The 14,627-nt window shown below is 35.4% G+C and carries 12 protein-coding genes and 4 pseudogenes; all 16 read left to right on the forward strand.

All coding sequences use genetic code 11. The annotated features are described in order from the left end of the window. Positions 1 to 13 precede the first annotated feature (13 nt). Positions 14 to 997 (forward strand): annotated as a pseudogene (gene gpr / locus OTJ99_RS04605) (GPR endopeptidase). A gap of 95 nt (positions 998 to 1,092) precedes the next feature. After that, entirely contained in the window at positions 1,093 to 1,782 is a 690-nt protein-coding gene (locus OTJ99_RS04610; RefSeq protein ID WP_235374620.1) for a stage II sporulation protein P, read from the forward strand. Positions 1,783 to 1,819: 37 nt separating this feature from the next. Beyond that, complete coding sequence (locus OTJ99_RS04615; protein WP_269015425.1) at positions 1,820 to 2,227, forward strand: stage II sporulation protein P; 408 nt, start codon at positions 1,820 to 1,822, stop codon at positions 2,225 to 2,227. A gap of 727 nt (positions 2,228 to 2,954) precedes the next feature. Next, a complete protein-coding gene (locus OTJ99_RS04620) occupies positions 2,955 to 3,176 on the forward strand; it encodes a hypothetical protein (RefSeq protein WP_269015426.1) in 222 nt (73 codons plus the stop codon). A gap of 53 nt (positions 3,177 to 3,229) precedes the next feature. Next, positions 3,230 to 4,105 carry a site-specific tyrosine recombinase XerD gene (xerD, locus tag OTJ99_RS04625; RefSeq protein WP_045165046.1) on the forward strand — a complete coding sequence of 292 codons (876 nt, stop codon included), beginning with the start codon at positions 3,230 to 3,232 and terminating at the stop codon, positions 4,103 to 4,105. A 107-nt stretch (positions 4,106 to 4,212) separates the two neighbouring features. Beyond that, complete coding sequence (locus OTJ99_RS04630) at positions 4,213 to 5,547, forward strand: MurT ligase domain-containing protein (RefSeq protein WP_045165045.1); 1,335 nt, start codon at positions 4,213 to 4,215, stop codon at positions 5,545 to 5,547. 25 nt (positions 5,548 to 5,572) lie between these two features. Further along, complete coding sequence (locus tag OTJ99_RS04635) at positions 5,573 to 6,286, forward strand: type 1 glutamine amidotransferase (RefSeq protein WP_083943537.1); 714 nt, start codon at positions 5,573 to 5,575, stop codon at positions 6,284 to 6,286. A gap of 183 nt (positions 6,287 to 6,469) precedes the next feature. Beyond that, positions 6,470 to 7,492, forward strand: coding sequence for a BMP family lipoprotein (locus OTJ99_RS04640; protein ID WP_045165551.1), 1,023 nt, complete (start codon positions 6,470 to 6,472; stop codon positions 7,490 to 7,492). A gap of 104 nt (positions 7,493 to 7,596) precedes the next feature. Next, entirely contained in the window at positions 7,597 to 8,331 is a 735-nt protein-coding gene (mtnP, locus tag OTJ99_RS04645; RefSeq protein ID WP_045165043.1) for an S-methyl-5'-thioadenosine phosphorylase, read from the forward strand. A 19-nt stretch (positions 8,332 to 8,350) separates the two neighbouring features. Beyond that, positions 8,351 to 9,861: pseudogene (locus OTJ99_RS13010) on the forward strand (ABC transporter ATP-binding protein). A gap of 7 nt (positions 9,862 to 9,868) precedes the next feature. Next, a pseudogene (locus OTJ99_RS13015) lies at positions 9,869 to 10,942 on the forward strand (ABC transporter permease). A 1-nt stretch (position 10,943) separates the two neighbouring features. Continuing rightward, a pseudogene (locus tag OTJ99_RS04660) lies at positions 10,944 to 11,872 on the forward strand (ABC transporter permease). Positions 11,873 to 11,892: 20 nt separating this feature from the next. Next, positions 11,893 to 12,624, forward strand: a complete 732-nt coding sequence (locus tag OTJ99_RS04665) for a GntR family transcriptional regulator (RefSeq protein ID WP_083943505.1) — start codon at positions 11,893 to 11,895, stop codon at positions 12,622 to 12,624. Positions 12,625 to 12,628: 4 nt separating this feature from the next. Continuing rightward, a complete protein-coding gene (cdd, locus tag OTJ99_RS04670; RefSeq protein ID WP_045165042.1) occupies positions 12,629 to 13,036 on the forward strand; it encodes a cytidine deaminase in 408 nt (135 codons plus the stop codon). Between the two features lie 39 nt (positions 13,037 to 13,075). After that, the gene (locus tag OTJ99_RS04675) at positions 13,076 to 13,246 is read left to right on the forward strand and encodes a XapX domain-containing protein (RefSeq protein WP_039764261.1); all 171 of its coding nucleotides are present in this window, start codon (positions 13,076 to 13,078) and stop codon (positions 13,244 to 13,246) included. Between the two features lie 33 nt (positions 13,247 to 13,279). Further along, a complete protein-coding gene (locus OTJ99_RS04680) occupies positions 13,280 to 14,605 on the forward strand; it encodes a pyrimidine-nucleoside phosphorylase (RefSeq protein WP_045165041.1) in 1,326 nt (441 codons plus the stop codon). Positions 14,606 to 14,627: the final 22 nt, after the last annotated feature.

Here is a 14,627-nt window from a genome sequence, read left to right on the forward strand (position 1 = left end):
AGGAGAGATAGGAATGTTTAAGATTCACACAGACCTTGCCCTTGAAACAAGAGAGATTGTTCAAAAGGGTTTGGGAAGAGAAATTGAGGGTGTTGAAGTTGAAGAAAGAGGAGAATTTGATGAAAAAATAAAGATAACAAAAGTAAAGATAAATTCAGTCAAAGGTGAGGCAATTTTACAAAAGCCTATGGGAAATTACATTACAATTGAGGCTGATGGGTTGCGTGATGAGGACTTTGAAGTACAAGAAAAGGTCTCAAAGATATTAGCTGATGAGTTAGAAAGCTTAATGAAGCTTTCTCAAAAAAGTACAATACTTGTTGTAGGTCTTGGCAACTGGAATGTAACACCTGATTCGCTGGGGCCTAAGGTTGTCTCAAAGGTTTTGATTACCCGCCATTTATTTGAATTTGTTCCTGAAAGGGTACAAGATAGACGCATCCGGTCTGTGTGTGCAATCTCACCTAGTGTTTTGGGTATTACTGGTATTGAAACAAGCGAGATAATTCAGGAAATTGTTCAAAAAGTTTATCCTGATTTGATTATTGCAATCGATGCTTTAGCTTCCCGCAGGCTTGAGAGAATCTCAACAGCAATTTAGATAGCGGAAACAGGAATTTTTCCAGGAGCTGGAATTGGGAATGAAAGAAAAGGTATTACACAGCAAACGATTGGAGTGCCGGTTGTTGCTATAGGTGTACCAATGGTGGTTGATGCTGCAATCATTGCAAATGACGCAATAGACCTTTTACTTGAAAGACTTAAAAGTGAAATAGAGAAATCTTCACCCTTGTACCAGCTTCTTGAGAGTATACCTGATGAAGATAGGTTTAATCTAATCAAAGAAGTTATATTTCCCTATTATGGCAATTTATTTGTCACACCAAAAGACATAGATAGAATTGTTGAGAATCTCTCAACAGTGATTGCTGATGGCATCAATATGGCGATTCATCCCAAGGTCAAAGAAAATGACCAGTTTAGATATGTGAACTGAGTTTTTTACCGAGAGAGAATAAATTCTTTTTTATGTGAATAGAGATTTTACAAGAAAGCTTTTACTGGTCTTGCTTTTGAGGGAGATATGTGTAAATGGTGAAGGTTATTGATTTGAAAAGATTTGGGTGTGTTGTAATGATTGGTGTATTAATAGTTGTAGAGCTTTTGGTAAATAGATTTGTGTTTTCAAACAAGAGTGTGATAAGTCTTTGTTTTCAATATTCAAAAGAACTTATCTCTTTTAACGCACCTTTTTTAGCGAATAAGGGGAACCTCAATAATCTTCTCAAAATAGAAAATTTAATAAGATTTTTTCATCCAATCTTTGCAACATATTGTGTTCAAACACTTGAAGAACAAAACTTGTATGAAGATAATGCAGTTGTAATCATTTATGACCAGAAGAAAGAACATTACGACAGCGAATCTAAACAAGATCAGATTTATGAAAATATTGAATTTCAAAAGTATCTAAACAATATTCAGTCTAATTCTTCTTTTTTCTACAACATTGAGATTATGAATCAAACAGGTTATAAAATAGACATTGCTATGGCACTCAGTACAAAGTTTAAGATTTACAATGGCAAAAGGCCTTCTATTCTCATCTATCACACGCATACAACCGAAAGTTATGAAAATCATTCGAAGAAGTTTGTTTATACCTCAGGTACAAGCGATAGAACCTTAGATTTCAATTACAATGTTGTAAGGGTGGGAGAAGAACTTAAAAGGATTCTTGAAAGGAGTATGGATACAAGGTGTATCACAGCAAAGATATAAACGACTATCCCGATATAAAGGGTCTTATGCAAGGTCATTGAAGGTAATTGAAAAATGTAAAAAAGATTATCCTGATATAAAAGTTTTTATAGATACAAACAGAGACGCAATAGGAGATGGCTCAAAAAAGATAAAAGTTTCAACAGTTGCATTTGGGCAGCAGATTGCAAAGGTTATGCTTGTTGTTGGAACAGACAAGCTGGGGCTTTATCATCCTTTTTGGCGTGAAAATTTAACCTTTGCACTTCACCTACAAAAAAATCTTATAAAGATTTGCCCGCAAATTACAAAACCTATAAATATTTCAGCAGCAAGGTACAACCAGCACATATCACCATATGCATTGATAATTGAGATTGGAACCAATGGCAATACACTTGATGAGGCATTAAAAAGCTGCCATATTGTTGCAAAGGCTTTAGATGATGCTATTATGGGAAGGTGAAAGTTTTTGAGAAAAAGCAGATACAAAAGATATCTTAAGTATAAGTCCTATGTTAGAATAACAAGAGGAGGTATGCTGCTGCTTTTATTAATTTTTCTTATTCTTTTTTTGACAGTGGAATTTCGCAAGCAAATTTTCTTACCAGAAGATAGGTATATGTTCAAGGTTCTCCCAGGTTACGATAAGACCACCTTTAAGTTGTACGATGGTAAGATTGTATTGAGAATTGATAAAGCACTTATAAATAACCTATACAAGAGTGTAAATTATCTCTATTTTAAATCACGAGGTTATATATTCTATTCTCCCTCTGGTTGGTAATAATTGTCTTGTATTTGACATATTATTTTACTATAAATTAAAGACCCAAGCAAAGAATGAGAAAATGAAAAAAAGATTAAACTGTTATTTTTGTTTATTTTAATACTTTATTTGCTAAGTATTACTTTTGGTGTAAATTTTTATTTTTTACTGAGCAAAGAACAAAAAAGCCAACTCAAAGATTTTGTAATCCTTTTAATAAACAATGCAAAAAATGCTAATAATCAATATTGGAATAATGTAGTCTTTTTTTCTATATTTTCTATTTTATCATACCTTACAATATGGGGGCTTTCAAATCTCAACAAGTACTTGCAAGTTTTAAATATTGGAGTTATTGTTTTGAAAGGGTTTGTATTTGGGCTAACAACAGCCATTTTTTTTCGGCGTTTATGGTTTTCGTGCAATGGCATTTTTTTTTGTCTATCTATTATTAAGAGAATTGATTGTTTTATTACTTTTGATTATACTTATTTTGTACTCATTTACCAACTTTGTAGCTAAGGAAAGGTCGTTTAGATTTGAAAGAAAATTAAATCTCATAATAGGATTGGTAGTAACAGTGTTGATGTGCGGAATAGTAATAATTGGCTCTATAGTGTCAAGATTTGCATGTACTTTAATTTGAGGTTTTACAAGAGTAATTTGTGGAATCTATAAGAAGAGGGGATTTGAATATAGATGAATGTAGTAGAAGTTTTTCACCAGCATTTATGTCAAAAGCAGAGGTTTTCACAAAATACAGTAATGTCTTATTTAAGAGATGTAAAGAAATACATAGAGTTTTTAGATAGTATTGGGATAAAAATTGAGAATACTTCTCAGGCTACCATTATCACATATATTATCAATATGCAAAAGAGTGGAAAGTCAAACAGCACGATAGCAAGATCAATTGTTTCGCTAAAAGTGTTCTATGAGTTTCTAAAAGACCAAAACATAGTAGACATAGGGAAGATAGAGATTGACCCACCCAAACTTGAAAAAACACCTCCACAAATCTTAACCAAAGATGAGGTAGAAAAACTTTTAAGTTGTCCTAAAGAAGATGACATAAAAGGCATTAGAGACAAGGCAATGCTTGAGTTGTTGTATGCAACAGGCATCAGGGTAAGTGAGCTAATTAATCTTAATCTTTCAGACATCAATCTTGAGCATGGCTACATTATATGTAGAAATAAAAAAAGAGACAGGGTTATTCCAATCGGCACTTATGCAATTGAGGCGGTGGAGAAATATTTAAAGCATTCAAGACCATATCTTGCAAGAAATAAAGAACAAGAGGCTCTTTTTTTAAATTTCAATGGATCAAGAATGACAAGACAAGGTTTTTGGAAGATTGTAAAATTCTATGCTGCAATTGCTGGGATAAACAAAGAAATAACCCCACACATATTAAGACACTCTTTTGCAACACACCTAATTGAAAATGGAGCAGATGTTAGAGCTGTCCAGCAGATGCTTGGGCATGCTGATATTTCAACTACGCAGCGATACCTTCAGATAGCAAATGTTAAGTTAAAAGAGGTTTATCAAAAAGCGCATCCACGTGCGTAAGGTCTGTAGCTGAGTATAAAAAATGCAATATTGATCATGAAAGTTAGCAAGGTTATGCCTTGCTTTTTATCTTTATAAAGTAGTTTTGGACAAGGAGATGAAAGGGATTGAAAAATTTAAGGTTTTATATTGCTATTTTTGCAGGAAATACAGTGAGATTTTTACTAAAGCTCTTAAGAAAAGATGCCACAAGCGCACCTGGTAAGATTGCCTTGAGAATCTGTCCGGATATCTTAAAAGAGATTGATAGAAGATGTAAATTGAAAATCTTTGTATCTGGTACAAATGGGAAAACTACAACTAATAATTTAATACATTGGCTAATAAATAGTGATAAAGTTGTCCTTTCTAACCTAAAAGGTTCTAATATGGCAAATGGACTTGTGGGAGCTTTTTTAAATAATCTTAAAGAAAGTTATGACATAGGATGCTTTGAGATTGACGAAGGGTCGTTGCCAAGGGTTACTAAGCATTTAAAACCTGACATTTTTGTAACCACAAACATTTTCAGAGATCAGCTTGACAGGTATGGCGAGCTTGACAAAGTAAAAGAGCTTATCTTGGGGCATATAAATGGTGCTTTGGCACTGATAAATGCAGATGACCCGAATTTAGCAAGTTACAATGGAGAAAAGAAGGTTTTTTACAGTGTTGATGAGAATGCGCTCAGCAGGTTGGCAAATGTAACGCTTGATTCACGATTTTGTCCAGTTTGTAATGGTAAGCTTGAGTATACATTTTATAACGTGGGACACTTGGGTAAATACTACTGTTTAAAATGCGGATATAAAAATCCTGAGAGTAGATTTTTTATCACCAACATAAGGGCTAAAAATAACGGTTTTATATTTGACTTTATTGATAGAGAACATGACACAAAAATTCAAGAGATCAGGTTGAAGTTAGGCGGAATTTATAACCTTTACAATGTCTGTGCAGCAATGTCTGTAGCTATGTTACTGGGGATAGAAACGAATAAAATAAAAGAACGTGTTGAGACTTTTACAAACAAACTTGGGCGTATGGAAGAAATAGAGGTATATGGTAAGCAAGTAGTAATATCTCTTGTCAAAAATCCAATTGGTATGAGTGAAACGCTGAAGATAATAGCAGAGGATCCTTGTCCTAAAGCAATTGTTTTTATTCTCAATGACAACGCTGCTGATGGTAAAGATGTATCGTGGATTTGGGATGCTGATTTTGATATTTTGAGCGAAGTGAAGAATATAAAAGCTTTATTCTTTGGTGGCAAAAGAAAAGAGGATATAGCGCTGAGAGTTAAATACAGTAGTTTTGAATTAAAAGACTTTGAGTTTCTTGATTTTGAAAGAGATTTGAAAAAAGTAATTGCGTTAGAAGGAGTTAATAAGATTTACATTCTTCCCACGTACACAGCTTTGTTTAAGACCAAAAAAATAATAGAGAATTTGAAAAGACCGTGAGGTGATTGATTTGGAACTAAACATTGTGAATATGTTTCCAAAAGCTTTAAACTTATATGGTGACAGAGGTAATATTATTACGCTACAAAAAAGATGTGAATGGAGAGGTATAAAAGCAAATATAGTTGAATATAGTTTCAATTCTAACGCAGACATTTTAAAAACTGCAGATATAATCCTGCTAGGAGGGGCATCTGACAGGGAGCAAGGAATTATGTACAGTCATTTGCTAAGCTTAAAAGATTTGCTTAAAAGTTTGATCGAAGATGGAGTTTGCCTGCTTGCAATATGTGGAGGGTATCAGCTCTTGGGAGAGGCTTATATTGATGCAAACCAAAATGTAATAAAAGGACTTGGAGTATTAGATTTTTATACTAAGTCTGAAGGTAAAAGGCTAATTGGGAATATAGTCATTGAAACAACATTAGATGTTTTTCCAAAAACAGTTGTTGGTTACGAAAATCACGGTGGTAGAACATATCATGGTTATCAACCTTTTGGCAAGGTCCTAAAAGGTTTTGGCAATAACGGAAAGGACGGGTTTGAGGGGCTAATTTATAAAAACGTTATAGGCACATATTTGCACGGCCCTCTTCTACCTAAAAATCCACATATTGCAGATTATATGCTCAAAAAAGCTCTTGAAAGAAAATATTCTTTTGATACTTTGCAATTTCAAAAATTGGATGACACTTTAGAGTACATGGTTCACGAGAAGGTAAAAGAATTGTATATGTAAAACAATAATTGTAGCAAGGGGCTGTAACACAATGAAGCAGCCTTTTATATTATAGTTCACAAATTTACAAATTTTCATATTGACTTTTTTGAACAAAAATTATAAAATAATAGTGTCAGATGTCAGATGTTAGATGTCTGACATCTAAAAAATAAAAAATGAGGTTTGCATTTTATGAAGAATATGAAAAAAAGATTATTTGCGGTGTTAAGTCTTGTTGTGATTGCTGCACTCTTGCTAAGCTTGAATGTATCTTGGAACATGGCAAATGGGTCTACATCGCAAAAAGTCTTTAAAGTAGGCCTTGTCGCTGACGTTGGGGGTGTCAATAACAGAAGCTTCAACCAGTCTGCATATGAAGGATTGAAAAGAGCTGAAAAGGAGCTTAAAATCAAAGCAACTCTTATTCAATCAAAGCAGATGACAGACTATATTCCAAACATACAAAAACTTGCAAAAGCTAATTACGATTTAGTTATTGCAGTTGGTTTTCTAATGCACGATTCAGTTGTGACAGTTGCAAAGCAGTTTCCAAAGACAAAATTTTTAATTATTGACTCTGAAATTTCTAATCTTCCTGATGTTGCTTCAGCTATGTTCAGAGAGGAACAAGCAGGGTACTTAGCAGGTGTTGCAGCAGCTTTGCTTGAAAAAGCTAAATTTGGCAAAACAACTGGAAAGAATGTATTTGGAGTTGTCGGTGGTATGAAGATTCCACCTGTTGACAGATACATCGCAGGTTTTAAAGCTGGTGTTTTGAGAGAGATTCCAAAGGCAAAGGTTATAATCAAATACACTGGTAAGTTTGATGACCCAGCATCAGGTAAGCAAGTAGCGCTTTCTATAATAGCACAGGGTGCAGATTTTGTATTCCAGGTAGCTGGACAGACAGGTCTTGGTGTTATCCAAGCTGCAAAAGAAAAGGGAGTTTATGCAATTGGTGTTGACTCAGACCAGAGTTATGTTGCACCAACCACTGTTGTGACCTCTGCGATGAAGAGAGTTGATGTTGCAACATATAGTGTTATAAAAGATACATTAAATGGTAAATTCAAGAGTGGTATTATTTACTTTGATTTAAAGAACAACGGTGTTGGACTTGCACCATTTATGAAAGGTGTTCCAAAGAGTGTGAGCGACAAAATAAACAAGGTAATTGCTGATATAAAAGCTGGTAAGATAAAGATACCAACAGAAGTAAAGTAATACCATGTAAGTTTTAAAGGCCTGCTGGGCAATATCTAATATCACAGCAGGCCTTTCGACAATATACAGGTTTATGATACGAATAGAAAGGGGATTTAATCCATATGATAGGAATAATAGGTGGTTCTGGATTTTACTCTTTTCTGGAAAATTTTGAGGAGATTGAGATTGAAACACCTTATGGCAAACCAAGTGATAAAATAGCAATTTCCATGGTGGAAGGAAAAGAAGTTGCGTTTATTCCGAGACATGGTAAAAAGCATATTTATCCCCCACACAAAGTTCCATACAAAGCAAACATATATGCATTAAAACAACTTGGTGTTGACAGGATTATATCCACAACAGCTTGTGGGAGTCTAAAAAAAGAAATTTCACCAGGTGATTTCGTGATTGTTGACCAATTTGTTAACAGAACATGGGGACGAGAGGACACATTTTCGGATATTGGAAATGTAAAGCACACCTCAATGGCACAGCCTTATGATGAGCAGATGAGAGAAATTGCAATTAATGTTTTAGAAGAACTTGGATATAGATTTCATAAAAAAGGTACATGTGTAGTTATTCAGGGACCGCGATTTTCTACTTTAGCTGAGAGCAGATGGTACTCCAAGATGGGGTTTGACGTTATTGGAATGACTCAGTATCCTGAGGTAGCTTTGGCAAATGAGCTTGGAATAAAGTATTTAAATGTAACTCTTGTGACGGACTATGATGCGGGTTTAGAAGATGACCCGGGTGTAAAACCTGTTTCGCATGAAGAGGTTTTGAGAGTGTTTTCAGAAAATATAGAGAAGCTAAAAAAGGTTGTCATTGAAATAATAAAAAGAATATAAAGACAGGTGGGACAGGGATATGGAGTATATTTTGCAAATCAAAGGTATTTCTAAGAGGTTTGGTAATATTCAAGCAAACGATAATGTGTATTTAGATGTTAAAAAAGGTGAGGTACATGCCATACTTGGAGAAAATGGTGCTGGAAAGTCTACTTTGATGAATATAATCTATGGTCTTTATGAACCTGATTCTGGAGAAATATATTTTGAAGGGCAAAAACTTGAGGTCAAAGGACCTCATGAAGCAATTGTAAAATGAATAGGAATGGTTCATCAGCATTTTATGTTGATACCTGTATTTACGGTAGCTGAAAATATTGTCTTGGGATTTGAACCAAAAGGTTTTAGATTTAATGTTCAGGAAGCTGAGAAGAAAATTCTTGAAATTTCCAAGAAATACAATTTAGAAATTGACCCAAAAGCAAAAGTTGGAGATTTAAGTGTAGGTATGCAGCAAAGAGTAGAGATATTAAAGGCTTTTTATAGAGATGCAAGGCTTTTAATACTTGATGAGCCAACAGCAATGCTCACACCTCAAGAGACAAGAGAGCTTTTTAAAATTATAAATAACCTCAAGGCGCAGGGAATATCCATACTGTTTATAAGCCATAAGCTTGATGAGGTTATGGAAATTTCAGATAGAGTAACTGTTATGAGAAGAGGAAAAACAATAAAGACCTTGAATACAAAAGAAACCAACGAACAGGAACTTGCAAATTTGATGGTTGGAAGAGAGGTTAAACTTGTGGTTGAAAAGAGTGAACCGCGGTTAGGTGAGACTGTTTTAAAGATTGAAAATCTGACAGTTAAATTGAAAAACGATATTGAAAGGTCAAAGATGTAAGTTTTGAAGTAAGAAGAGGAGAGATTTTTGGTATAGCAGGTGTAGATGGGAATGGACAAAATGAACTTGTAGAAGCTATTGTAGGACTTATTCCATCGACAGGAAAGATAATTTTCAATAGCCAGGAGATTCAAAACCTTCCCACACGCAAACGTTATGAAAAAGGAATTGCTTATATTCCAGCAGACAGGCAACAGGATGGACTTGTTTTGAACTTTACAGTTGCAGAAAATATTGTGCTTAAAAGATACTACAAAAAACCATATTCAAATAGAGGATTTTTAAATTATAAGATTATAACTCATAAGGCTGATAAACTCATTCATGAATTTGATGTGCGTCCACCAGATTTTAGACTATTTGCAAAGAACCTTTCAGGTGGCAATCAGCAAAAGGTAATCTTGGCAAGAGAGTTTTCAAGCAGCCCAGAGCTTTTAATTGCTGTTCAGCTGACAAGAGGGATGGACGTAGGTGCGATTGAGTACATCCACAGAAAGCTCATTGAGCTTAGAGACAGTGGTAAGGCAATACTACTTGTTTCTTTGGAGCTTGACGAGATTTTGAACCTGTCTGACAGGATTGCTGTGATGTACTCTGGAAGAATTATGGATATATTAGATAGCAAAACTGCAACAAAAGAAGATATAGGACTTTTGATGACAGGCAAGAAAAAGAAGGAGGCTTAAAATGGTGATGGTAAAAAAAGCTTTACAGAGTATTTTAATGCCACTTATTGCTATTTTTATATCAATGATTGTAGGCGGAATTGTGATATTAATCACAGCAAAACAAAATCCTATTTATGCGTATTTGGCACTTTTTAGCGGCGCTTATGGGAATCTAATGGACTTTGCAACAACGTTGACAAATGCAATACCACTGATAATAACAGGCCTTGGTGTTGCGATAGCATTTCCTCTGGTCTTTTTAATATTGGTGCTGAAGGACAGTTTTGGATAGGTGCAATTGTTGCGACTTATCTTGGGTACCAGATAAAAGGTCTTCCATGGTATCTGCACATTCCTTTAATAATTGTCTGTGCTATGATAGCAGGTGCACTGTGGGGTGGACTTGTTCCGGGGTTGGCAAAGGTTTACACTGGTGCTCATGAGGTTATTACAACTATGATGATGAGCTACATAGCTATCTATTTTAGCCACTATCTATTAGAAGGCGGGCCGATGATAGACAAAGGGACAATACCTCAATCGCCGCTAATTCAAGACAGTGCAAAGCTAAGTATTTTAGTGCCAAATACACAGCTGTCAAGTGGACTTTTTATTGCAATTTTAGCAGTTGTGGTGGTTTATATTCTCATGTACAAAACCACAATAGGTTATGAACTCAGAGCAGTAGGTTTTAATATGAGAGCTGCAAAGTATGCAGGTATAAATGTTGCAAAAAAAACTTGTTTTGGCTATGGGACTTTCGGGTGCATTTGCAGGTCTTGCAGGGGCTGTTCAGATAATGGGAGTGCAGCACAGGCTATATGATAGCTTTACTTCAGGTTATGGTTATACTGCTATAGTTGTTGCACTTCTTGCAAATAACAATCCAATTGGTGTTGTGATAGCAGCACTTTTCTTGGCAGGACTTTCAACAGGGGCGCAGGAAATGCAGATGCAAACAAATATCTCTGGCCAGCTCGCTGATGTTGTAGTGGGGCTTATAATCTTCTTTATTGCAATTGAAGAGCTTTACAGGATTATTATGGAAAAGATAAAAACCAGAAAATCAAAGTTGGAACCGGTAGGAGGTCAAGAGTAAGATGAATATACTCAGTATTTTTACAAATCCATATTTGTGGGCATCAACCATTGCAATGGCAGTGCCGCTTGCACTTCCGGCAATTGGCGGAACTTTTTTGAACGAGCTGGTGTTGTTAATATTTCTATGGAAGGGATAATGCTAATTTCTGCATTTGTTTCTGTTGCATTTTCAGCATATTTTCACAATGCATGGCTTGGGCTTTTAGCTGGAGTAATCTCAGGTATTTTGGTAGCATATGTATTTGCGTGGGCGGCTGCAAAAATGTACGCAAACCAGATAGTCCTTGGTATGGCTTTTAACATATTTGCATCGGGTATCACTGCTTATCTTTTCAATCCAATATATGGTCCTGAAGGGACACCTTTTGACACACCAAAACTCCCTGATGTTAAGATACCTATTATAGATAAGATTCCTATAATTGGCCAGGTTCTAAGTGGTCAAAATGTGATGGTTTATATTATGTTTGTTTTGATAGTACTCAGCCAGTGGTTTTTGTTTAAAACAACTGTTGGGCTGAGACTGAGAGCTGTTGGTGAAAATCCAGAAGCTGCTGAAACAGCTGGTGTAGATGTTGTAAAGATGAAGTATCTTGGTGTAATTATTGGTGGAGCATTTTCAGCCCTTGGTGGGGCATATCTTTCAATTGGTGTTTTGAACAGTTTTTCACCTGAGATGTCGTCAGGAAGAGGTTATATAGCTTTAGCTGCCATGATTTTTGGTAAATGGACACCTGTTGGGGCATTTTTAGCATCACTTTTATTTGGTTTTGCAACGGCCCTGAGCTATACTTTGCAAGAATCATCAATTTCAAAAAACATTATCATGATGTTGCCTTATGTGGTTACAATCTTGGCATTGATTGGAATAGGCGGCAAAAGTGTTGCTCCGGCAGCTGACGGTATACCTTACAGACCTAAAAAATAAGGGAAAGGAGTGGGTGGACTGTGGAGAGTGCAGAGAGCATTGTTTATCCACCCAGGTATGAATTGGTGTTGCGAAAGTTAAAGCACCTTATCGAAGAAAAATTCAAAGAGGGAGATAAGCTTCCGTCTGAGGTAGAACTTGCGAAATTTTTCGGAGTCAGTCGAGCTACTTTAAGAGAGGCAATGAGGATATTAGAAGAGGAAGGATATGTTATTAGAAAACATGGAATAGGCACTTTTGTTGCATCAAGACCCATTTTACAAACAGGTATGGAAGAACTACAAAGCATAACAAAACTTATGAAAAAGCAAGGGTATCAACCACATACAAAAGATGTAATTGTTACACGGACTTACCCGAATGCAAAAGAAGCACATATGTTGAAAATTAATCAAAATGAAGAGATTATAAAAATTGAACGTGTAAGACTTGCCGACAACATACCAGTTGTATACTGCATAGATAGACTTCCTGCTAAGCTTTTTGGTGAGAAATTTGAATTTAAAGGAGAGTCACTTTTTGACTATTTAAATGATAATTTGGGAATATATATTGCATATGCAATTTCTGATATAATTCCAATGCTTGCTGAAAAAAATGAAGTATATAAAAAGTTGAAGCTTGAAAAAAACGATGTCGTACTTTTGTTTGACCAAATACATTTTGACCAAAGTGATACTCCTATATTATATTCTTCAAATTTCTTTTCACCCAAAAAGTTTAGATTCTACATTGTAAGAAAGAGGGTATAAAAAGATGAAATACTTAACCGAGATTGATGATACATTAAAGGGTATTTTGAATTTAGCAAAAGAACAGCAGAATAGAGCCTATGCACCCTATTCAAACTTTAAAGTTGGGGCAGCGGTTTTAACACAAAGTGGAAAAGTGTATTTAGGCTGTAATATTGAGAATGCTTCGTATTCTCTGACAATCTGTGCTGAAAGAGTTGCTCTTTTCAAAGCAATTTCAGAGGGCCACAAGGATATTAAAGCTATTTTTGTAATCGGTCCTCAAAATGAACCTATTTCACCGTGTGGTGCGTGTAGGCAGGTGATACTTGAGCTTGCAAAAGATGCTACAATATATCTTTCAAACTTTGATATGACTAAAATTATCGAAACTAACGCGAAAGAACTTTTACCTTATGGCTTTAATTTATAGAGTGTCAAACAAAATGATTTTCAGGAGGGTACACAAAGGTTGAAGGCAATACTTCTTTCGCTTCTCACAGGTTTTATAGTTGGAGCAATATTTAAGATTCTCAAGCTACCTATTCCTGCACCAAATGCTCTGGCAGGTATTGCGGGTATTTTTGGGATTTTCTTAGGTGCTTTTGCTGTAGAGCAGCTTTTAAAATTGTTTACAAAATAAATCTTTAAAGATGAATAAGAAGGTGAGATTTTTATGTTGATAACTGAAATTATACGCAAAAAGAGAGATGGGTTTGAGCTTAATAAGGATGAATTAGAGTTTCTAATAAATGGGTATATTAATGATGAAATTCCTGATTATCAGATGGCAGCATTTTTGATGGCAGTTTATTTTCGAGGAATGACAAAAGAAGAGCTGACTACTTTTACAATGCTGATGGCTCAGTCAGGTGAGATGGTAGACCTGAGTAAAATAGAGGGGATAAAGGTTGACAAACATTCAAGCGGTGGGATAGCTGACACAACAACTCTTGTACTAATACCTCTTGCAGCATCAGTTGGAGTAAAGGTTGCTAAAATGTCAGGTAGAGGACTTTCACACACAGGTGGCACAATTGACAAGTTAGAGTCAATTCCGGGATTTAGGACAGAGCTTTCTAAAGATGAGTTTATTGAAGCTGTCAACAGGGTTGGAGCGGCAATTGTTGGACAGTCGAAAGACCTTGTTCCTGCTGACAAAAAGATTTATGCTCTGAGAGATGTTACAGCAACAGTTGAGTCAATTCCGCTCATTGCATCCTCTGTTATGAGCAAAAAGATAGCAGCAGGGGCTGATAAGATAATTCTTGATGTCAAATTTGGAAAAGGTGCTTTTATGAAAAGATATGAGGATGCAAAAGAACTTGCCAAGACAATGGTTGAGATTGGCAGTTTGGCTGGCAGGGAAACAGTGGCATATGTGACTGATATGAATCAGCCGCTTGGACTGATGATAGGGAATTCCTTAGAGGTTATTGAAGCGATAGAGGTATTAAAAGGAAGAGGGCATGAGGATTTGAGAAACCTTTGTACTGAATTTGCAACAGAGATGATGATTTTATCGGGTATTGAGAAAGATAGAGAAAGAGCAAAAGAAAGACTTATTGAAAGCATTGAAAAAGGCTGGGCGCTCAAAAAGTTTGAAGAGATAATTCAAAACCAAGGTGGAAATCCTGAGGTTGTTAATGATTATTCACTACTGCCCCAGGCAAAATATGTTTATGAGTTGATATGTGAAGAAGACCTATATATAAAAGATATAGATGCTTTGAAACTTGGAATAACTGCTTTGAAACTTGGTAGCGGTAGACAGAAAAAGGAAGATGTTATTGACTACTCAGTTGGAATACAGCTTTTTGGTAAGATAGGTAGCAGGATTGAGAAAGGGAAACCTTATGCGAAAATTTATGCTAACGATGAAAAGAAGTTAAGTGAAGTTATTTCAGATGTCAAAGAGGCTTTTGAGTTTTCACGTGAATATGTTGAGAAGAAAAAGGTTATATTTGCTAAAATAACAAAAGATGCTATTATTGAAATGTAAAATATTATAAGGAGTGAATAAA

Origin of the sequence: Caldicellulosiruptor naganoensis (assembly GCF_026914285.1) — a bacterium.
GTDB lineage: Bacteria > Bacillota > Thermoanaerobacteria > Caldicellulosiruptorales > Caldicellulosiruptoraceae > Caldicellulosiruptor > Caldicellulosiruptor naganoensis.